Origin of the sequence: Okeania hirsuta (assembly GCF_003838195.1) — a bacterium.
Classification (GTDB): Bacteria; Cyanobacteriota; Cyanobacteriia; order Cyanobacteriales; family Microcoleaceae; genus Okeania; species Okeania hirsuta.
Genome location: NZ_RCBY01000132.1, coordinates 1 through 22299 on the forward strand (window position 1 = coordinate 1; position 22299 = coordinate 22299).

At 36.5% G+C, this 22299-nt stretch carries 15 protein-coding genes; 8 read left to right on the forward strand and 7 right to left on the reverse strand.

The annotated features are described in order from the left end of the window. Positions 1 to 639: 639 nt before the first annotated feature. Entirely contained in the window at positions 640 to 939 is a 300-nt protein-coding gene (locus D5R40_RS20180) for a DUF3593 domain-containing protein (RefSeq protein WP_124155108.1), read from the reverse strand. A 628-nt stretch (positions 940 to 1567) separates the two neighbouring features. Then, positions 1568 to 1885 carry a DUF2499 domain-containing protein gene (locus D5R40_RS20185; RefSeq protein WP_124145422.1) on the reverse strand — a complete coding sequence of 106 codons (318 nt, stop codon included), beginning with the start codon at positions 1883 to 1885 and terminating at the stop codon, positions 1568 to 1570. Positions 1886 to 1963: 78 nt separating this feature from the next. Here D5R40_RS20185 and csaB point away from each other — a divergent pair, with 78 nt between their 5' ends. Then, positions 1964 to 3001, forward strand: coding sequence for a polysaccharide pyruvyl transferase CsaB (gene csaB / locus D5R40_RS20190; protein ID WP_124145414.1), 1038 nt, complete (start codon positions 1964 to 1966; stop codon positions 2999 to 3001). A gap of 497 nt (positions 3002 to 3498) precedes the next feature. Here the strand turns inward: csaB and D5R40_RS20195 are convergent, their stop codons facing one another. Together D5R40_RS20195 and D5R40_RS20200 are read right to left on the reverse strand one after the other, a co-directional pair. Further along, complete coding sequence (locus D5R40_RS20195) at positions 3499 to 4239, reverse strand: FkbM family methyltransferase (protein ID WP_124145415.1); 741 nt, start codon at positions 4237 to 4239, stop codon at positions 3499 to 3501. 97 nt (positions 4240 to 4336) lie between these two features. Beyond that, a complete protein-coding gene (locus D5R40_RS20200) occupies positions 4337 to 4975 on the reverse strand; it encodes a class I SAM-dependent methyltransferase (RefSeq protein WP_124145416.1) in 639 nt (212 codons plus the stop codon). A 653-nt stretch (positions 4976 to 5628) separates the two neighbouring features. Here D5R40_RS20200 and trmB point away from each other — a divergent pair. Next, the gene (gene trmB, locus D5R40_RS20205) at positions 5629 to 6276 is read left to right on the forward strand and encodes a tRNA (guanosine(46)-N7)-methyltransferase TrmB (RefSeq protein WP_124145417.1); all 648 of its coding nucleotides are present in this window, start codon (positions 5629 to 5631) and stop codon (positions 6274 to 6276) included. Positions 6277 to 7125: 849 nt separating this feature from the next. Here trmB and D5R40_RS35660 read toward each other — a convergent pair. After that, positions 7126 to 7281 carry a hypothetical protein gene (locus D5R40_RS35660; RefSeq protein WP_161565026.1) on the reverse strand — a complete coding sequence of 52 codons (156 nt, stop codon included), beginning with the start codon at positions 7279 to 7281 and terminating at the stop codon, positions 7126 to 7128. Further along, positions 7278 to 8759, reverse strand: coding sequence for a dolichyl-phosphate-mannose--protein mannosyltransferase (locus D5R40_RS20210; protein WP_192901293.1), 1482 nt, complete (start codon positions 8757 to 8759; stop codon positions 7278 to 7280). Before D5R40_RS20210 ends, D5R40_RS35660 begins: the two co-directional genes overlap by 4 nt. A gap of 914 nt (positions 8760 to 9673) precedes the next feature. Here D5R40_RS20210 and D5R40_RS20215 point away from each other — a divergent pair. Together D5R40_RS20215 and D5R40_RS20220 are read left to right on the forward strand one after the other, a co-directional pair. Next, a complete protein-coding gene (locus tag D5R40_RS20215; RefSeq protein WP_124145419.1) occupies positions 9674 to 9871 on the forward strand; it encodes a hypothetical protein in 198 nt (65 codons plus the stop codon). A gap of 96 nt (positions 9872 to 9967) precedes the next feature. Then, complete coding sequence (locus tag D5R40_RS20220; protein WP_124155110.1) at positions 9968 to 14356, forward strand: S8 family serine peptidase; 4389 nt, start codon at positions 9968 to 9970, stop codon at positions 14354 to 14356. A 236-nt stretch (positions 14357 to 14592) separates the two neighbouring features. Here D5R40_RS20220 and D5R40_RS35665 read toward each other — a convergent pair whose 3' ends face one another. After that, on the reverse strand, positions 14593 to 14730 hold the full coding sequence (locus D5R40_RS35665) for a hypothetical protein (protein ID WP_161565027.1): 138 nt from the start codon (positions 14728 to 14730) through the stop codon (positions 14593 to 14595). A gap of 1063 nt (positions 14731 to 15793) precedes the next feature. Here D5R40_RS35665 and D5R40_RS20225 point away from each other — a divergent pair. From D5R40_RS20225 to D5R40_RS35670, 4 genes are all read left to right on the forward strand, one after another. After that, positions 15794 to 15982 (forward strand): hypothetical protein, encoded by a 189-nt coding sequence (locus D5R40_RS20225; RefSeq protein WP_124155111.1) that lies wholly within the window; start codon positions 15794 to 15796, stop codon positions 15980 to 15982. 332 nt (positions 15983 to 16314) lie between these two features. Next, positions 16315 to 20589: a GAF domain-containing sensor histidine kinase gene (locus D5R40_RS20230; RefSeq protein WP_124155112.1), complete on the forward strand. Its 4275-nt coding sequence runs from the start codon at positions 16315 to 16317 to the stop codon at positions 20587 to 20589. 510 nt (positions 20590 to 21099) lie between these two features. Beyond that, positions 21100 to 21837 carry a TspO/MBR family protein gene (locus D5R40_RS20235; RefSeq protein WP_124145421.1) on the forward strand — a complete coding sequence of 246 codons (738 nt, stop codon included), beginning with the start codon at positions 21100 to 21102 and terminating at the stop codon, positions 21835 to 21837. A gap of 40 nt (positions 21838 to 21877) precedes the next feature. After that, positions 21878 to 22054, forward strand: a complete 177-nt coding sequence (locus D5R40_RS35670; RefSeq protein ID WP_161565028.1) for a hypothetical protein — start codon at positions 21878 to 21880, stop codon at positions 22052 to 22054. Positions 22055 to 22299: the final 245 nt, after the last annotated feature.

The window sequence follows — 22299 nt, forward strand, 5'->3', positions numbered from 1 at the left end:
AGTACCGACTATCTTTTTTTGAAAAATTAAATCAACTCAGAAGTGAGATATTTTTCAGCACTCCAGACTAGATATCTATAACGTTATAGTTTTAAGTCTGTATATTCAGAGTATTTTGAATACTTAACTCCAGAGTACCGACTATCTTTTTTTGAAAAATTAAATCAACTCAGAAGTGAGATATTTTTGAGCGCTCCAGACTAATAATCTATAACGTTATAGTTTTGAAAATATATATTCAGAGTATTTTGAATACTTACTCCAAAGTACCGACTATCTTTTTTTGAAAAATTAAATCAACTCAGAAGTGAGATATTTTTCAGCACTCCAGACTAGATATCTATAACGTTATAGTTTTAAGTCTGTATATTCAGAGTATTTTGAATACTGAACTCCAGAGTACCTACTATCTTTTTTTGAAAAATTAAATCAACTCAGCAGTGAGATATTTTTGAGCGCTCCAGACTAGATATCTATAACGTTATAGTTTTGAAAATATATATTCAGAGTATTTTGAATACTGAATATAATGTATTTTGAATACAGAGCTTTAACTATGGACTACTAGCTACTTACTACAACAAAATTTTTTATACTCCTAAAAATATGATTTCTAAAGATACTCTATTTGCTCTTTCTCTATTTCCTTATTTCCTCTTCCTTCTTTAAAACAGCTTCCCTAAAACCTAGCACTAGCAAAATATTAGATAGTGTTAGAAATACTTCTGCACTACCATGTAACCAATCAATATTTGCTAAGGCTTCACTATAAACTTGTTTAGCATAAATTCCAGCGGGAATAGTTACGCCTACAAATACTAAAGTGCCATAAAATCCAATTAAGGCTAAACGGGGTGTTTTGCCTGAACGAGTGAGAAACCAAAGAAAGCCTAAATAAGGAAATAGAGAAAGAGCAAATAGAGTATCTTTAGAAATCATATTTTTAGGAGTATAAAAAATTTTGTTGTAGTAAGTAGCTAGTAGTCCATAGTTAAAGCTCTGTATTCAAAATACATTATATTCAGTATTCAAAATACTCTGAATATATATTTTCAAAACTATAACGTTATAGTTTTAAGTCTGTATATTCAGAGTATTTTGAATACTTAACTCCAGAGTACCGACTATCTTTTTTTGAAAAATTAAATCAACTCAGAAGTGAGATATTTTTCAGCACTCCAGACTAGATATCTATAACGTTATAGATTATTAGTCTGGAGCGCTCAAAAATATCTCACTTCTGAGTTGATTTAATTTTTCAAAAAAAAGATAGTCGGTACTTTGGAGTAAGTATTCAAAATACTCTGAATATATATTTTCAAAACTATAACGTTACAGATATATAATCTGAAGGGCTGAAAAATCACTCACTTCTGAATATATGTAATTTGTCAAAAAGTCATAGTCTCTAGTCTAGATTCAGTTCTCAGTATTCTAAAGACTCTCTCAAAACTATAACGTTATAGATTATCTGGTGTGGAGTGCTGAAAAATCACTCACTTCTGAATATATGTAATTTGTCAAAAAATCATAGTCTCTAGTCTAGATTCAGTGTCGTACCGAAAAATTAACTCTCGCTACCTTCTTCTTGCTTTTTACTACTAGAAAATATCAACCAAGCAGCAGCTAATAGAGTAAAATTTCCCAACAAAGTCATTGAAGCTTGAAGAGTAACCAACCATTCTAAATTAGGGTCATTATCAAAATAATGCCAAGTGCAGGCACACATCGCACTGACCAATGCAGGTAACATGGCAAAAGATAAACCATACCAGGCACGGTTATTAGTGACATTGCCATAGAGAGAAATAAACCAAATGGCAGCTATCCATTCAATAACGCTAGAAATATGAATAATCCAAGTAGGAATTGATAAAGCGTGCATATCCAAAAAATCTGAAAATTTAAGTATCAACTTTGGTGTTATATAAGGTTATATCAAAAGAATAAACTACTCAGACAAATGCGAGCAATTTTGTGTGGTTACTACGGAAAAGGTAATAGTGGGGATGAGGCATTATTAGCATCTTTGTTGCAGACGTTGCCCGATAATATTCAACCTTATGTTTTGTCTGGCAACCCCATCGAAACTCAAAAACAATATCAAGTCGAAGCAGGCGATCGCCTCAATACTTTTACTATTCTCCAGGCCATGAAACGTTCGGATGTATTTATCTGGGGGGGTGGAAGTCTGATTCAAGATGCTACCAGTATTGCTAGTCCTTTTTATTATGCCGGACTAATGGGAATTGCTCAAAAAATGGGCTTAAAAACAATTGCCTGGGCACAGGGTATTGGTCCTTTACATCATCAAAGTACCCAATTTTTGGCAAAGCAATGTTTTAAAGGTTGTACTGCGGTTAGTGTCAGGGATGCCAATTCGGCAAAAATAGTTGCCAAGTGGGAGATTCCTTTTACTTTAGCTCCTGACCCAGTTTGGGCTTTGGAAAGTTCCTCTGTCCCTGGTCTTTGGGATTTACCTGCGCCAAGAGTAGCGGTCAGTTTGAGACCTCACCCACAACTTACTCCGGCACGTTTAGCAATTTTAACTCAGGCTTTGGTTTCTTTTCAAAAGGCAACTAAAGCGTTTATTTTGTTGTTGCCTTTTCAACCGATAAAGGATTTAAAAATTGCTGAATCTATTCATCAAAAATTGCCTAATCATAGCAAGATTTTAACTATAGAAGACCCTAGAGTTTTGAAGGGAGTTTTTCGGGGTGTGGAAATGGTAATAGGTATGCGTTTTCACAGTTTAATTATGGGTTCTGCGGAGGAATGTCGTTGTTTTGCTATTAGTTACGACCCGAAAGTTAGTCAGTTAATGACTGAGTTGGAAATGCCTGGATGGGAATTAGCTGAATTGCCGGAAGATGCAAATTTAATTAGTAAGATGTGGATTGAAAATTATGCGAATGGGAATGCTTTGTTTCCAGAAAGGATAGATTTTTTGAGAGAGCGATCACTAATTCATCAAGAGGTATTATCTTCAATTAATAATTAATAATTAATAATTAATAATTGTAAGCATTCAGCAGTCAGCTATCAGCTATCAGCTATCAACCTTATTAATTTTAGTAGAAAATTTAAGCTTGCTGTTCTTGTGCTTCAATTCTTTGTTTAAAAATGTCGTATAAGTTAAGCAAATGCTTGGTTCATTTATTAAAAAGTTGTTTGCGCAGCACTCCGCACCGAAGAGCTGACCGCGAGCTAGCTGAATACTTACTAATAATTAGGGCTTGCTGATTAAATATTAAAACATTGACATACAAAGGTTTTAGCCTTTTTGTTGCGAAAAAAGTGTCAATTTTTAGCTCCGAATTGCGCAAAATACTAACATTTTGAGCAGACAAGGGCAGAAAAATTGAGCGACAATTCTTTCGGCTTCTTTCCCTATAATTCCCATTAATTCTGACTCCTGAATCCTGACTCCTCCCCTCACTTATAAGACTTTTTCAGCAAACCCTAAGTAGATAGAAGTCGTGCATTTTCAAGTCTGAATTATGATTCTTGATTTATCATTTTATTTTGTTTAGTAAATAGAACGTTAAATACATGGGATGTTTGATAATACTTACCGATAGGTAACTTAACTAGCTGATTAATTTCGTCTGAGGTAATTAAATAAGTTTCATATTTTAAGGATTCCATAAATTCTCTCAATTCTGTTTCATTAGTTCCCATTTGTTGTAATCCAAATTTATTAATTTCACAAATAATATAGGGAACATCATATTGATAAAGTGTATTTACTGCTCCTTTAATTACATCAAGCTCTGCTCCTTCAGTATCAATTTTAATCATTTTGATGTGACTAATATCTTTTTGCTGACTTAAAATATCATCAAGTGTAGATTGTTGAATATTTTGCATTGTTTGATTATCCAAACTTTTTTGATTGAATGGATGTTTACCGACATCCCACAAAGCATGACCGCCATCATTATCTTGATTAAAAAATAGTTGTGTTTGTTTCGTTTCTGAGCCAACAGCAAGATTAAATAAGCTAATATTGTTTAGATTGTTGAGACTAATATTCTCTAAGATTTTTTGATAATTTGATAATTCTGGTTCAAAAGCAAAAACTTTACCTTCAATGCCTACTATTTTTGCAGCTAAAATAGAATAATATCCAATATGAGCGCCAATATCAATAAAACAGTCACCATTTTGTAGAAATTTGCGAATTAATTGGAAGATTTCAGATTCATAAGCTCGCGCTTTTTGAAAAGAGTCAAGCATCAATTTTTGAGTAAATTTATGAGAATTTAGGGAGAGCTTTATTTCTTGCTGTTCAGAATTTAGATTGCGATTGGATATTGAGAATTTTGGTAGAATTTTATGAAGTTATAGTCGAACTATTTTTCCTCTGAATCATTGCCCAATATATATCTGGACCTACAGGCACATTAAATTGAATATCTAATACTTGTAAAACTTCAAACCCTGTTCTTTTAATTAAATCTAGCCACATCGTTTTTCCCAATACACTGTAGTGGTTTTTATTAGTTTGATGTTTGCAACTTGTATCAGGAGCAGGTACTTCTAAATATAGATAACCTTCGGGTTTAATAACTCTATAAATTTCCTGCAAAGTAAAATATGGAAAAATACTATGTTCTAAACAATGTCTGCACCAAACAAAATCAAAATAGTTATCTGCAAATTCTAGAAAAGATTGATCCATTTCATAAACTTGATAACCTTTTTGTTGGCAAATAGCTACATCTTCACTATTTAGAGTAATTCCAGTTGGTAAAAAACCATGTTTTTTAAATATTTCTAAAGCGACACCTTGACCACAACCAATATCTAATATTTTGGCTGCTGGTGGTAAAAATATTTGCTTTAGACATACATCAAACATTTGCTTAGTTATTTGATTATGAAGTTTGGTTGGAGGTTCGGGATAAGTATCATTTTTAATTTTTTCTAGAAAGTTCTCAATTTTTTTTATTTGTGATGGATTTAGTTTCATAATATATAGGCATTCAACAATTAATAATAATTAATAATTAATAATTAGGGCTTGCTGATTAATTATTAAAGTATTGAGATATAAAGGTTTGAGCATTTTTAAGGTCGAAAAAAGTGTGTCTTTTTGAGTTGAAAACGCTCAAAAAGCTAGTATTTTGGGCTGAATATGGCAGAAAAATCATTCTTACAATTGTTACTCAATCCAATAGACCAAGAGAAGAAATAATATTTCCTTATATTCAATTCTATAACGGTTTTAACCAGAGGTAATTATCAATTATCCATTATCCATTATTCATTAATGAACTACTCCCTATCTGAATTAGTGGTAAAAATTTACATCATTATCGTATAATTAGGGCTTACTGATTAAATCTAAAAGTATTGACATATAAAGACAAGTGCCTTTTTGGGGTCGGAAAAAGTACTCGGTATCACGTCTAAAACGCTCAAAAAGGAGCGTATTTTAGGCTCATAGTTGGGCAGAGAAATCAAGAGACAATTACTTTTACTCCTGCCTCCTCGCTCATTCCCATTTCTCCCCTCCACCGGAGGGGTTAGGGGTGGGTTGTCTCCTGTCTCCTGTCTCCTACCCCGGCAAAAAGACTTGATTCAGCAAACCTTAATTATAACGCAAAAATAGAGGTGTAAATTTTGGCAAGAGTCAGAGTAAGACAGCACGTTAATCCTTTCTCTAATAAATATCAAGAGTCAGTAACTCTACCAAATTTTAGTAATATTTATTCTGATTTAAATAAACCATTACATTTAGATATTGGTTGTGGTCGGGGTAAATTTTTATGGCAGATGGCACAGACAGAACCTGAGTGGAATTTTCTGGGTTTAGAAATTCGGGAACCATTAGTTATAGAGGCTAATAATTTGCTAAATGAACAGGGTTTTAATAATTTGCACTATTTATTTTGTAATGCCAATATCTCTCTGGAAAAAATATTACAATCTTTGCGAGAAGGAACATTACAAAGAGTCTCAATTTTATTTCCCGATCCTTGGTTTAAGAGACGTCATCAAATACGCAGAGTTGTGCAACCAAAATTAGTCGAAGATTTAGCAAATTATTTAACAGTTGGAGGAAAAGTTTTTCTCCATTCTGATGTAGAGAAAGTGGCAAGAGAAATGTGTAACCGCTTCTCTGCTCATAGTTCATTTTCTCGAAGTTCTGATGATTGGTTAACTGAAAATATTTTGCCAGTATTATCAGAAAGAGAAATTGTTACTTTAGCTAAAGATCAACCTGTGTATAGAGCTTTATTTGAGAAGGTCGTATTTGGTAGGTCGTAGGTGTTAGATTTAACCTTTAATTGGTGGGAAGATAATATAGAACTACTAGATGATTCGTGGAAACTTTCCTCTTCTATCGAGACTTTAGAAAAAAATAGATTAAAAATAATCTCAAAACCTTATACAGCAATTTTTTTACCTTTAATTAAAAGATTTTTTGATATATTTAGGTTTTCCTAGTCATGCTACGCAAACAGCTATTTTTAGCTTTTTAAAGCATTTCTTGTGCTACTACTGGGTTGGAAAGAATTTTTGGTGAAAAATATCAAAGTACCACTATTTTCCCTTGATTGATAACTTAGTTTATAGTGTTTTTATCTGGGATGTGGAAGCCAAGTGCCATGAAAAAGGTATGGAGGGAATATTCAACAATTAATAATTAACAATTAATAATTAATAATTATCTATTCTTATAAAGAAGAGGATTGGCTAAAAGGATTTTTTTTCTTCTCTTGGTCTATTGGATATGGCGAGGAGACCAGCTAACGCCATCCCACCCTACGGGAAGCTCCGAAGATCGACCGTTTTTTTATCCATGAATGGAGAGGGTTTATACCTTAATTTTTCGGTAAAGGAGGGAAAACAACATTAAATAGTAACAAACACCAGGATATACAGGATATAAGAAACTCAAAACAGCGCTTTTTTTATTAGAAAAAACCTCAATTTATATTTATATCTCAAATAAAAACACTATATAAGTATTCAAAATAACTTGATATTAATATTAGTCATTTATTTGGTAGTTTATATCAAGCACGCTCTAATAATATGACAAATAACTAATAAAATTTGGGAAACTAATTTCCTGATATTCGCAACCTAAAACTTAGCGCCTAAAATCTAATATTATCTTTTCTGTGGTAGGTTTAATACCCCACCGTCAACGGGGGTGCTTAAAATTGTTTGAGGTTTGTAGACGCGGAGTGGCGTGTCGAAGACTATCCATAAGCAATTTTCCCTTCTGCCTTCTGCCTTCTGCCTTCTGCCTTTTCCCTTCTTCAAATCCAAGAACGAAACCACATCCTCATCTGCCAATTTTGCGGAGATATAGGTAATCCCAAATAAATAGGCATCCAAAAAACAAAAGCAAATAAAATGATAAAAATAACTGTAACTCCTATTGCTCTGAGATGAACTTGTCTATTATTTAACCACTTATCAAGCCACCAAGCAAGTGCCAAAATAGCAAACACAGCAGCACCCATATAATGATAGATAAAAGTACAACGAGTCACTTTTGACCAAGGTAAAAAATTGGCAAACCAATTTAATAATAAATATAGTAAAAACCACATTTCTGAGGCAGGAATAAATTTCACTTTTGGCTTAATGAAAATTTTATTACGTCTAGCTTTTCGTTTTTTTTCCCAATCCCAGATGCAGTTAATTAATATTAACACTAAAGATAAAATTGCTACTGCTGATAACCACCAAAGAGCGGGATTTCCCATAGCATGAACATCATAAATTAGCGGATTAACTTTTGGATTTCCAATATCTGAAGGTAATGGTGGTAAAGAAGCTTCAGGTTGATCTAATAAGCCTGTATTTTTATAGAAATAAACCACAGGTCTGAGCATCAATGGCCAAGTAAACCATTGAGCACAATAAGGATGAGTATCTGGTCCACTACCAATTCTTTGATGATAGCTGAAAATTTGTTTTTGCATTTCCCAAAATCCATATTTCGGATTGAGAATAATGTGAGGAATCCAGAGTAAACTGTAGGTTATGATGGGAATAAAAAATAAGTTTAAAGTAAATTTCAGCAGATTTAGTCGAGCTAAATTTCGCAAAGGAGATATAAAATTAGACTTTTTTGGGGGGGCTAAAAATTCAATGACCCAGGCAAATATCCAGAGTAGATAAATACTGAGTAAAAATCCTAAACCATTCCATTTTATCGCAGCACTTGCACCAAAATTTATTCCGGCTAAAGCCAACCAAATTTTTTGTTTCAATTGCCAATCTTGCAAAGCAATAATTAAGCAGAACTGACCTAATAATCCAAAAATTACTAGATAAATATTATTCAGTGCGTAGCGGGATTCAACTAAAAATAATCCATCCAAAGCAATTAGTAAAGCTGCAATAAAACCATAACTTTGGCGCCTAGTTAATTGATAAGCGATCGCTCCTACTACTACTGGAATAAATGAACCAGTTAAAGCATTTATCCATCGATAAGTCCAAGGAGCTAAAGTAGAACCTGTTTCATTATTCACTATTTCTTGTCCGAAGGGCAGATGAGAGCCTATCCAAATACTAATAGCAATAATATATTGACTAAGTGGAGGGTGGGCATTAAAAAAATCAGTTTTAGTTAAGTAGTTATTGGCAAATTTAGCATAATAAACCTCGTCAAAAACGAGAGTATTAAAACGACCTAGTTGCCAGAATCTGAGCATGATTGAAAATATAAATATGCTTGCCATGCCAACAATAAACCATCTAGATGATTTACGAGATATTAGTTGCATAAATAGAATAAATTTTAGAGTGTTTTTATTTTAGTATAAAGACATAAAAAACAGCCCTAAAGTGCGAACAAATAGGACTGCTATTGTATAAGTTAATAATACGATACATTCTTTTACTGAAAATGTCAAGTATTTTTCAGTGAGCCAACCCTAAAATAATTTTCTTGATTCAGATATTAATAACTTTTATACCTGCTCAACTGAAAAAAATTAAGTAATCATAAAAATCACATTAAAGAAGGAAGAAGGAAGAAGGAAGAAGGAAAAAGGAAAAAGTGAATGGGGACTCAAACCCCAACCAATTGTAAACACTGTGTAGACGGTGAGGTATTAAACCCAAAAGAAAAAGATAAATAACAGTATTTTAGATATCTATCCTCATTATAAAAATAAGTAAAAAAATTGAAATTTCAGGGTATTTAGAATTCAAAAATTATGATTTTCCGTAATCAGAGATAATTTGCTTGGAGATGAAAAGTAAATTTATATAGCGCTACGCATTAAGAGACTGTTTATAAAGTTTTGTAATGTACAATGATTGAGCTTTAAACTGTAACAACTTGGTGATTTATCCCAGATTTTATAGGCTGAAATACCCAATTTTTCAGGGGTAAAAACACTTCATAATTCTTGACAAACAACCTCTAAGTCGTTTGATATTCCTCTGTATGCCTATTTCCATAAGAAAGCTGTTGCCTTTTCCTACCATAATGCTGTACAAACAACCCAGATTTATTGTCAAACGCCAAAGAAGATAGTGCTATATTAGGAGTTAATTTCATCGTAAGTTTTGCGGTTTAAAGTGATACATTGACCTTCATTCTAGCTATTTAACCCATAGTATGGCATTGCAGAATCTAGAAGTAACTAGAAATAAAAGTCAAACTATTAGCAATTACTAAATTTTTAGGAAAATGGAACAAACAACAGAACTATATGGCCCTTTAAATGAACTAGAATCTCCTCTCAACTATAATTTTGTTGTCGGAGAACAACGTAGTATTCCCTTAGATAAATTTTCAGCTTCTGATGAGGGTATCAAGTTACTTTCTTTGTTAAATGTTGAAGAGGATACTGATGGTATTTTACAAGAAAGTAATATAAATTTTTAAAATTCATTTGACAGCTTCAGAAATTCAACTGACCAAAGCTCTACAGATGAGAAACCAGTAATTGTAGGTCGGTTTGAACAAGAAGATTTTAAAGACTTGGGAACAGAAAAGGCCGATTTGTTAACAGGTCTACCCAAAGAAGAATCTTCTGAGAATTCATCAGAAAAACCCACTGATGTTACTTTACCCAAAGAAGAGAAAACATCTGTAGATGATGATGGAGAACAATCTGAAACAGATGTCATAAATATTCCACCAGAAGGAAAATTCACAGAGACACCAAGTAGTATTGCTTCATTAGAACCAGAAGAGAAAGTATCGCCAGAGGTGTTAGAAGCGATCGCTAATGGTGAGGCCCAAGAACTTTTAGTCTCATTAGACAGCAGTGAAATTGATGCACTGGTAGAAGCTCGAATGGTGGAGGAAGGTTTAGAGGCAGGTAGCGACGAAATCTTAGAATACAAAGCAGAATTGCTGGCAGAACTAAAAAAAGAAGAGGTATTCTCTGATTTACCAGAAGGATTTGAAATTATAGATGATTATGGTAATTTGCCAATTTCCTTTGTCCGGTTTGAGTCAGAAGAACCTCTGCTAGAACTGTTAGAAAATGATGACGTTTTAGGAGCAGCAGTTCCGGAAGTAGATGAAACATTTCTACAAGAAAGTCTACCCATCATCAATCAACCAGAAGCAGAAGCAGCAGGATATACAGGGGAAGGTACAACTGTTGCAGTTCTTGATACAGGCGCTAATCCAAATGCTCCTGGTCTTGAGGATCGAATAGTATTTGCTCAAGACTTTGGCAATGATGATGGTCAAGATGACAACGATGGCCATGGAACGAATGTTAGCGCCATTGTTGCTGGAGTTGCACCAGGGACTAATATTGCAGCATTAGATGTTTTTGATACCTTTAATGAACAGGGGAAATCAACATCAAGGGTATCAAACCAGATCGCTGCGATTAACTGGGTGATTGATAACAGAAACACTTACAATATTGAAGCCATCAATATGAGTCTTGGTGGGGGAAAATTTACAGAACCACTCTCTGATGATAGCTCTGCTAGAGGTTTAGCTATTGAAGCAGCCAAATCAGCAGGTATCCTCACCATCGTTGCATCTGGAAATAATCGCTACACAGATGGAATTGGAAGACCTGCTGCTTATGAAAGTGCGGTATCAGTTGGTGCAACGTATGACTACACAGGTAGCTATGGGGATATCGACTTAGACGTTGTACCAGATCGAGTGGCAGTGTTTTCCAACAGTGCCCAGTTTCTAGACATACTAGCACCTGGAGCATTTATAAATGCAGGAGGATTCAACGTTCCTGGAACTTCAATGGCAGCACCCCACGTTGCTGGAGCAGTTGCGGTCTTAAGTGAAGCCTTCCCCAATGAAAGTCCAGACCAAATTCTGCAACGGATGCTTAATTCTGGCGACCCCATTACAGACCACCGCAACGGAATTACTAAACCCAGACTTAATCTAGGTGCTGCATTAGAGATAGAATCTGCTCGACTTGACAACGATAATTTTCTAGATAGCGAAATCCTGTCTGGTACATCAGACAGCGACTCTGGTACAAATGTTAATGCTACCGAACAATCTGGAGAACCAAATCACGCTGATGTTGGTGGAGGTAACTCTCTTTGGTGGAGTTGGACAGCTCCTACTTCTGGGGAAGTGACAGTCAATACTTTCGGTAGTGACTTTGATACTGTATTAGCTGCATATATAGGTGCTTCAGTTTCAAACTTGACTGAAGTTGATAGCAACGACGATAGTGGAAGTAGTCGCCAAAGCGAAATTGTCTTCGATGCCGTAGGGGGAACCACATATCATTTTGCGGTAGATGGATATTTGGAAGCTACAGGCAATATTGCTATTGACCTCTCACTAGAAACAATAGGGGTAGAAAACGATAATTTATCTGACAGTATATCCTTAAGTGGTTCATCTGCTAGCGCTACTGGCAACAATATTAATGCCACCATAGAATCGGGAGAACCAAATCATGCTGAAAACTCTGGCGGTAGTTCCGTTTGGTGGGATTGGACTGCACCTTCATCTGGTACAGTCACTATCGGAACTGATGGTAGTAATTTTGATACTATATTAGGAATTTATACAGGTGATTCTGTGTCAAACCTGACTGAAGTTGCCAGTGACGATGATGGAGGTGAGGGAGTACAAAGTCTGGTGACTTTTGAAGTTGTTGGAGGAACAAATTATAAAATTGCAGTTGATGGATTTTCTGGTTCTGAGGGTAATATCGTTTTAGATATAGAACTAGCAACATCACAGATCTCTTCACAGATATCTAACAATGATTTTGCCAACAGTGCTACCCTCAGTGGTACTTCCGATAACGCAACTACCAGTAGCATCAACGCTTCCAAAGAACTTGGAGAACCAAATCATGCTGGAAATGATGGTGGTAGTTCCCTATGGTGGAATTGGACAGCACCAAGTTCAGGATTAGTAACTATTGATACCTTTGGCAGCGATTTCGACACCATTTTAGCCGCCTACACAGGTTCATCAGTCTCCAACTTAACTGAGATTGCTAGCAATGACGATAGTAGTGGTTTGCAAAGCCAAATTGCTTTCCAAGCAGTAGCAGGAACTAACTATCAAATTGCAGTGGATGGATTTAGTGGAGCAGCAGGTAATGTTGAGTTGGCTTTGTTTTTGGAGGCTGATACCCTAGCAAACGATGATTTTGCTGACAGGATTTCTTTAAGCGGTTCACAGATTAATGAAACAGCTACCAATGAGAACGCAACTGTAGAGTTAGAAGAACCTCTTCATGCAGGAAATGATGGCGGTGCATCCCTGTGGTGGAGTTGGACAGCTCCTAATGATGGTACTTTAACCGTCAATACTGGCGGTAGTGATTTTGATACAATACTAGCAGCGTATACAGGTTCTTCCCTCTCTAACTTAACTGAGATTGACAGTAATGATGATAGTGTAAATTATGGTCTCCAGAGCGAGATTCTCTTTGATGTAGTTGAAGGTGAAACCTACAACATAGCAGTGGATGGATTCAATGGTGACTTTGGTAATATTAACCTCGAACTAATTCTCTCTACCTTTGAAAACCAAATCGATCTATCTAGTGATGTCTTTGAAGTAACTCCGCAACAAGTTAGTCCTGGTGATTCTATTGATATTGACTTTTCTGTAGACAATACTGGCAGCGATGATGCTACTGGTTTCTGGGTAGACTTCTTCTTATCCGAGGATGCTAATATTGACGCACAGGAAGACTATCTGCTTGGTTTTACCTGGATAGAAAGTTTGCCTGGTAACAGTAATAGCGGAGTGCTAAGTGAAAGTTTTTCCCTACCTACTATAGACGGTTTTTCTTGGGATGAGGACGCAGATTATCAGATTGGTATGCTCGTTGACAGTTTTGATGCTGTTGCGGAGACTGACGAATCGAATAATACAGATACTGAAACTATATCGATATCTACAACGTCATCAGAACCATCTTACACAAGCACCCCAGTCAGAATTAATGGGGTATATGAACCCATTGCAGGTGACTTTAATGGAGACAACAATACTGATATTCTCTGGTATCGACCAGGACCAGGCCAGGATTTCATTTGGTTCTTCAACTCTGACGGCTCTTTTGAGAGCAGTCGCTTCACGGTCAATGGTACTTACACGCCGATAGTTGGAGATTTTAACGGTGATTCCACCTCAGATATTCTCTGGTATCGACCAGGGTCAGGCCAGGATTTCATCTGGTTCTTTGATAAGGATGGAAATCGTACCAGCAGTAGGTTTACAGTTAACGGTACTTACACCCCAGTAGCGGGAGATTTTGATGGCAGTGGCACCACAGATGTTCTCTGGTATCGACCAGGTACAGGTCAAGACTTTTTATGGTCTTTCAATTCCGACGGTACTTTTGACAGCAATAGGTTTACAGTTAATGGTACTTATACCCCAATAGCTGGAGACTTTGATGCTAGTGGTACCACAGATGTTCTCTGGTATCGACCAGGTACAGGTCAAGACTTTTTATGGTCTTTCAATTCCGACGGTACTTTTGACAGCAATAGGTTTACAGTTAATGGTACTTATACCCCAATAGCTGGAGACTTTGATGCTAGTGGTACCACAGATGTTCTCTGGTATCGACCAGGTACAGGTCAAGACTTTTTATGGTCTTTCAATTCCGACGGTACTTTTGACAGCAATAGGTTTACAGTTAATGGTACTTATACCCCAATAGCTGGAGACTTTGATGCTAGTGGTACCACAGATGTTCTCTGGTATCGACCAGGTACAGGTCAAGACTTTTTATGGTCTTTCAATTCCGACGGTACTTTTGACAGCAATAGGTTTACAGTTAATGGTACTTATACCCCAATAGCTGGAGACTTTAACGGCAATCTCTTCTCTGATATTCTCTGGTATCGACCAGGTACAGGTCAAGACTTTTTATGGTCTTTTCAATAGATCAGGACTTACGCATGAGGTACGAAAAACTAGGACTTGAGATTGCTTTCCGTTCCGGACTGCTCCGCAAACCCTTTCGGTCCCAATGACGGAAATACCTTGAGGAACGTAAGTCCTATAGAACCCCTAAACGGATCTATTTAAAAATAGAGAAGGAGATGGGGAGATGGGGAGATGAGAGTATTTTTCTACCTGCAAGGGAAGCTACCAGGTTTGCTATTGGGCGACGCGGGGTCTCATCCGCTTTTTCCCCATTCTCGTTCCTGAATTTCCACAACTTCCTCAGGCTGAGGACGGAAGCCAAAAGCACATACCGCGTCCAAAGATACGATCGGGGGTTCTATAGATACAAATAGATAGACTACAGTGGCCAAAGCATTATCCTACTGTCTGCTCTCTACTGCCTACTGCCTACTCCCGCGCACCAAAAGAATTTTGTAGCCTACTTAAATGAAAAGCACTGTAACTGAGTCCGTGGTCTCAACCTTGACTTGGTGAGTAATATAATTTCTATCGTCTGTGGGGGTAAACGGCCGTTTGCCCCTACAATTTTAGGTAGTATAGCAGTCCTATTTTATTTGTGTATAAAAATCTTACCGCTTTTAGGGAACAGGGAACAGCGGTGCGACCCCGCGTCGGCGTCAGACGCAAGCGGTCAGACCCCGCGACGATGCCAGTCGCAAGGGAATGCTGACCAAGAGAGGGAACGCGCACCAAGAGAGGGAACAGGGGACAGGTAGAAGTTTCAGTTTTTTTATCTACTTTTTGATTTGTCACAACTTATTTAGGATTGCTATAGTGCATTGTAATGGTATAGAGCATCTTGCTCCCGTTCTAATATCATATCAAATCCGCTTAATTCGGAAAAAAAATGTTTCATCTGAGCGCCAGAGCGCAAATCTTTCTAAATTATTTTCCCTCTTGACTCCGGAGGACTGACTCCTAATTAATGATCTCATATCATGTCTGGTAGCATCGGTATTGTAAGCGTGAAGGTAAGGAAGAAGGAAGAGGCAAGAAGGCTGAAAAGCTTGAAAAAAACGTAAATTTCCTGTAGATATTCACCCTTGGTTTTACACAAACGCGCCCCAGCGGAAATGATATCAAATAAGGTAAGCAAGAAGCAAGAAGCAAGAGGGAAGAAGGCTGAAAAGCTTGAAAAAACGTAAATTTCCTGTAGATATTCACCCTTGGTTTTACACAAACGCGCCCCAGCGGAAATGATATCAAATCCGGTTAAACAGTTATAGATTGCTTAAGTCTTGAGGAGTCAACCCACCCCTAACCCAACCCAGGAGGGGGAGGACCGAGTCAGGAGGAGAGAGAATCACAAAGATGAGCGTAGTTATGACGATTGAAGATTTTTTTTATGTCTAATTAAACGGATTTGATCTGATATTATTATACCAATGCTACCGGATTTGATCTCATGTCTGTTTGAATACCCACAATAAAAAATTGGTGGTGGTGCATAGTAATGGTAGAGAGTGTGTGGGCAGATGGGGACCAACCCCTAACCCCGACCGTGGAGGGGAATTTGGGGAGATGGGGGGGATGGGGAGTATGGGAGAAATTAAAAAATATATATCTTCACCAAAACCCATGCAGGACTACCAAAAAATTTAGGGAATAGGTAATAGACATTAGTATTAAGCTATACCTCACTATCCTCAAAAGTGCTGTAATTGTCAATAGTGCGAGCAAGATGCTCACACTATTGACAGTTATTAAATTATATCATACAATTCTATATAAAAAATTGTTAAATAAAATTAAAATTATTGTCTACAAAAAATGTAGATTCATCATAACTAAATCATTAAGATAGTGTCTATAATTCATAGAGATTTGCTCGGGAGGTAGAGATACAACAGATTCAGTGGTATATGAGGTACAAATATTAACGATACTCGCTCTGAAACATTATCTATAAAATTTTTAATAAAAATCAATAAATTATGTCTGTAGAAAATCAAGAATATAAAAAAAAATTAGCAACAGCGATCGCTCGTATTCCAACATCCCTAGACCGAGAAACTATTTTCAAAATTACGATTACAGAAATACGACAGTTAATAAATGCAGACCGAGTAGCATTGCTTCGCTTCTATCCTCAGTTAAATTGGCAAGGAGAATTTATTTGTGAAGATGTAGCAGATGATTGGAATTCCATTTTAGGGGTGAGGGTAAAACATTGGCTTTTTGGGAAAGAATTAGCTGCATACAATAAAGAAGGATACATTGAGACTATAACGGATATTGAGCAAGCAACATTAAGTGAATCAGAGGGCAAAATTTGCCAAGAGTTTCAGGTACAAGCTCATTTGGTAGTTCCCATACTCAAAGTAGATAACACCAAAAATGCTACAACATTAACTCAATCTGAACTGTGGGGATTACTTTGTATACATCAATGTAGCAGACCTCGGCAATGGCAAGATGTGGAGATTGAACTTGCTCATAAAATGGCTCAAAATCTAGGAGTAGTAATCAAAAATACAGACCTTCTAGAAGCAGCACATTACCAAGTACAACAACAAAAAGCCTTAGCTAGAGTAATTAAGAGAATTCGTAGCCCACTAGATTTAGAAGAAATTTTTAAGATTACTGCCACAGAAGTACGTCAACTACTCAAAGCTGACCGCGTGGGAGTGTTTCGTTTTTATCCAGAAAGAGACTGGGAAGGAGAATTTGTTTCTGAAGATGTAGGATTAGAGTGGAATTCAGCATTAGCAGTTAAAGTATATGACCACTGTTTTGGGGAACAATTCGCTGTTCATTATCAAGAAGGTAGAATACAAGCAGTGGCAGACATTTATCAAGCAGGATTAAGTGATTGCCATGCAGAAATTTTGGGGCGATTTCAAGTGCGCGCCAATCTAGTTGTGCCTCTACTCAAAGGTGCAGATACAGAAATATTACCCGAACTTTGGGGTTTGCTGTGCATTCATCAATGCAGTGGGCCTCGTCATTGGCAAGACTACGAAATAGAATTTGTCCAACAAATAGCCGATCATTTTGGTGTAGCGCTACAACAAGATGATGCTCTCAGACAAGTTGAAAAACAGGCAGCACAACTAGCTATAAGTAAAGAAAAAGAAAAGTTAGCCGAACGCCAGAAAATTGTAGGTAATTTATTCGACAAAATTCGCCTATCCCTAGAAATTGAGACAATTTTTGCCACTGCTACCCAAGAAGTCAGAAAACTACTGCAAGCAGATCGAGTAGTAATATATAAGTTTTTACCTGACTTTAGTGGGGAATTTGTTGCCGAATCTTTTGCAGAAAGATGGACTCCCCTAGTGGGAGTTCAGCCCATAATTAAAGATACTTTTTTAGAACAAAATCAGGGGGGGCGGTATGCAAACAATGAAACTTTCGCCGTTGACGATATTTATCAGGTGGGTCATGATCAGTGTTATGTTCAACTTTTAGAACAATTTGAAGCCAGAGCTTATGCACTTGTGCCAATTTTACCTGGAGAAAAACTTTGGGGTTTGCTGGCAACTTTTCAAAATTCGGCTCCTCGTCATTGGCAAAAGGATGAAGTAGACTTGCTAGCTCAAATAGCTGCTCAGTTGGGATTTGCTCTCCAACAAGCTGAGTATTTTCAGAAAGTTCAGGAGCAGTCGGTACAACTAGCAAAAGCAGCAGAGCAGGAAAAATCAGCAGAAAGGCAAAAAACTCTAGTAGCAATTGTTGATAAAATTCGTCGGTCTTTTGATCTTAAGACAATTTTTCAAACAACTACCCAACAAGTACAAAAATTACTGGATGCAGACAGAGTTACTATCTACCGCTTTCATGCTGATTGGAGTGGGGAGTTTGTAGCTGAGTCAGTAGCTAAAGGTTGGAATTCTTTAATACAGGAGCAAAAGGAAAATCCCGAAATCAACAAAAATGTTAGTAGATGTTCCGTCCAAAATTTGGCAAATCCCCATACTGATACCTATTTGCAGGAAACTAATGGCGGGCATTTTAATAAAGGATTAGTTTATCGTATCTGCAACGATATCTATAATGCAGGTTTTAGTGACTGTTACATTGAGGTATTAGAGTATTATCAAGCCAGGTCTTATGGGATTATTGCGATTTATCTGGGAGAAAAACTTTGGGGTTTGCTGGCAGCTTATCAAAATTCTGGTCCCCGTTATTGGCAAAAGGATGAAGTTGAGTTGCTAGTTCAAATAGGAACTCAATTAGGGGTAGCTCTACAACAAGCTCAGTATGTTCAGAAGGTTCAGGAGCAGTCAGTACAACTAGCAGCAAGAGCTGCAGCAATGGAAAAATCAGCAGAACGCCAAAAAACTCTGGCTGCAATTGTTGATAAAATTCGTCGGTCTCTTGATCTTGAGACAATTTTTCAAACAACTACCCAACAAGTACAAAAATTACTGGATGCAGACAGAGTTATTATCTACCGCTTTCATGCTGATTGGAGTGGGGAGTTTGTCGCTGAATCAGTAGCTGAGGGTTGGGAGAAGTTAATACAGGAGCAAACGGAAAATTCCAAAATCTCCGCAAATGTTAATCTATGCTCCATTAGAGATTTGCCAAATTATGTGAATGATACCTATTTGCAAGAAAACAAAGGCGAAAATTTTGCCCAAAAAGTTTATTGTATCTGCAACGATATTTATAATGCAGGTTTTAGTGACTGTTACATTGAGGTATTAGAGTTTTATCAAGCAAGAGCTTATGCTATCGTAGCTATTTATCAGGGAGAAAAACTTTGGGGTTTGCTGGCAGCTTATCAAAATTCGGCTCCTCGTGAGTGGGAAGCAGCAGAGGTAGAATTATTGGCTCAAATTGGCGGTCAGTTGGGAGTCGCACTACAACAAGCTCAGTATTTCAAACAAGTTCAAGCTCAAGCAGCAGAATTGGAAAAAGCCACAGAACGACAAAAGGGACTGTCAATTACCATTGATAGAATTAGGCAATCTCTGGATATTAATACAATTTTTCAGACGACTACTCAAGAGGTACGACAGTTACTAGAAGTTGAGAGAGTGGCTATTTATCGTTTTTACCCAAACTGGAGTGGGGAGTTTGTGGCAGATTCGATGATTGATGAATGGACTCCTATTGTTCAGACTCCTTTAGCAATTAATCCTGTAATCAGTAAACTGACTAATGCCAGTAAACTTCCCAGAAATGAAACTTTTGTGCCAATTTTGCAGGGAGAAAAACTTTGGGGGTTATTGGTTGCTTATCAAAATTCTAGTCCTCGTTATTGGCAAGATGAAGAAATTAATTTGTTAGCACAGGTGGGAGTGCAGTTAGGTATTGCTTTACAACAAGCTGAATTACTGGAAAAAACCCGTACCCAAACTGAAGAATTAACAAAAACTCTGCGGGAGTTAAAACAAACTCAACTGCAGATGATTCAGGCTGAAAAAATGGCTAGTTTAGGGCAGTTAGTAGCAGGAATTGCCCATGAAATTAATAATCCTGTAAATTTTATTTTTGGCAATCTAATTCATGTCGATGAGTATGCACAAAGTTTGCTCACTTTGATGAAATTATATCATCAACATTATCTTGACCCTGTTCCAGAAATTAAAGATTTTTCAGAAGATATTGACTTGGAATTTATTATTAAAGATTTGCCTAAGATGATAAATTCTATGAAAATGGGAGCTGAAAGAATTCGTCAATTAGTATTATCATTAAGAACATTTTCTCGCCTTGATGAGTCTAAAAGGAAAGAAGTAGATATCCATACAGGAATTGATAGTACCCTGTTAATTTTGCAACATAGATTGAAACTTAAATCAGAACTTCCTCAGATTACAATTGTTAAAAATTATGGGGATTTACCTTTAGTTCCGTGTTATGCAGCTCCAATTAATCAGGTATTTATGAACCTGCTTAGTAATGCTATCGATGCATTAGAAGAAAAACTGGAAACAGATCAACTTTTTATTCCTACTATTACGATTACTACAGAAATTAATCTAGATAATCCAGACACAGTTTTAATTAAAATTTATGATAATGGTTTGGGAATTACTCAAGAGGTAAAAGGTAAAATATTTGACCTGTTTTTTACTACTAAAGAGGTAGGAAAAGGAACTGGTTTAGGGCTTTCTATTAGTTATGAAATTATAGTACAAAAACATAGAGGTCAAATATTCTGTAATTCTCAACTAGGTCAAGGAACTGAATTTATTATTCAAATTCCAATTAATCAGGAGTCAGGAGTCAGAAGTCAGGAGTCAGGAGAAATATAAGGATTTGAATAGCATGAATTTTTAAATTCGTATTCAATAAAGTATCTATATTCAAATGAACTAATACCAGTTTTATATGAGGTTGCATACAATGATGAAATTCATTAAATTGATCTATATTTATCTACGCTTACCGGCGGTCAATTATACTTGAAATATTATTCTATAGCAGTTTCATTTCAATTTGGTATAACTTAGCAATTATATAATTTCTAGTAGCATCGGAGCGTGTATAAAATAAGGTGGCAATGAGAAAAAAACCTTTCCTACCGAATGCTACGCAAACAGCATAGCTGCCTTCCTTCCAGCAAAATCTAATTACTCAACCGGACATGATATTACTGTATAATCAGATTTTAGATGAGACAGGAATTACGCATAACCACCACATAAAGTAGGGGTTAACGGCCGTTAACCCGTACATGGCCAACCCCTACAAATGGTGTATAATTTCGTCTTTTGCGTAAGTCCTATGAAAATAAAGTTAATAGTTTTCTGAATATTCTGATTATGACTCAATCAAATGATGGTGGAACAGTCGAACAGTTTGTCAATACAGTAATGGGGGTAAAAACTGAGTCGAAAAATCAATCTATCCCCAAACAAATAGTTTCTACAAAAGAGCTAGATATCAAAGCACTTTTAATGTATAAATTAGGAACTATTGTACAAATAGGAATTATTCTTCTAGCCTTCTGGGGAATGGAAAAATTGGTGACTTTAGTTAATAATTATTCTTCTTTTCCTAATTGGTTAAATACCGTACTTGCAGGAATGTTTTTTACCTTATTAAGTATTCGTTCGCGAATTTTTTCCCCATTAGATAATACTCGTTCTCGTCAGACTTATGATAGTATAGTCAGACCTAAATGGGCACCTCCACCTTTAGCTTTTCCCATAGTATGGATGACAATTGCAGTCTTACGAGTTATCTCTTCGTTATTAGTTTGGCAGGAGATGAACCAACAATTTTTAGTGCTTCCTTTAATAACTTTTGCAGTACATCTTGCTTTGGGAGATACTTGGAATACAATATTTACTGTAGAACGTAGGTTAGGTGCTGCTGTTCCCGTCGTAATTTTAGGTCCTTGGTTATCTGCTTTAATAGTTACTATATTTTACTGGCAAATTAATCCCACAGCAGGAATGATTTTAGCCCCTTCTTGTGTATGGTTAACTGTGGCGGCTATATTAGTATTTAGGATTTGGCAATTGAATGGAAAAGAACCACTATATCCACTTAAATAGACAATTATATCATCTCCGGTTGAATAGTTATAAATAGGGTTTGCGCTTCACTAGTCTTTTAGTAGGGGTAGAAGACTACCAGGAGGGGGAGACAGGAGACAGGAGACAGGAGACAGGAGAAAGGAGACAGGAGACAGGAGACAACCCACCCCTCGCCCCTCCCCCTCCCAGGAGGGGAGAAATGGGAATGAGCGAGGAGGTAGGATTCAACAATTAATAATTAATTATTAATTATTAATTATTAATTATTACCTCTCCTTGAAAAGAAGAGGATTGACTAAAAGGAAAAATTTTTTTCTTTTTTCCCCTGAAAAGGGGAGGATTTTAACCTGAATTAATAATTAATAATATCATGTCCGGTAGCATCGGTATTGTATAGCAAAGGTAGGGAACAGGGAACAGGGAACAGGGAACAGGGAACAGGGAACAGGCAAGAATACTTAAGGGCAATAAAAAACTTAA

Bases quoted from the DNA above. Each gene is read 5' to 3' on its own strand.
- D5R40_RS20180 (WP_124155108.1), bottom strand. From the start codon at position 939: ATGATTTCTAAAGATACTCTATTTGCTCTTTCTCTATTTCCTTATTTA.
- D5R40_RS20185 (WP_124145422.1), bottom strand. From the start codon at position 1,885: ATGCACGCTTTATCAATTCCTACTTGGATTATTCATATTTCTAGCGTT.
- csaB (WP_124145414.1), top strand. From the start codon at position 1,964: ATGCGAGCAATTTTGTGTGGTTACTACGGAAAAGGTAATAGTGGGGAT.
- D5R40_RS20195 (WP_124145415.1), bottom strand. From the start codon at position 4,239: ATGCTTGACTCTTTTCAAAAAGCGCGAGCTTATGAATCTGAAATCTTC.
- D5R40_RS20200 (WP_124145416.1), bottom strand. From the start codon at position 4,975: ATGAAACTAAATCCATCACAAATAAAAAAAATTGAGAACTTTCTAGAA.
- D5R40_RS20210 (WP_192901293.1), bottom strand. From the start codon at position 8,759: ATGCAACTAATATCTCGTAAATCATCTAGATGGTTTATTGTTGGCATG.
- D5R40_RS20215 (WP_124145419.1), top strand. From the start codon at position 9,674: ATGGAACAAACAACAGAACTATATGGCCCTTTAAATGAACTAGAATCT.
- D5R40_RS20230 (WP_124155112.1), top strand. From the start codon at position 16,315: ATGTCTGTAGAAAATCAAGAATATAAAAAAAAATTAGCAACAGCGATC.
- D5R40_RS20235 (WP_124145421.1), top strand. From the start codon at position 21,100: ATGACTCAATCAAATGATGGTGGAACAGTCGAACAGTTTGTCAATACA.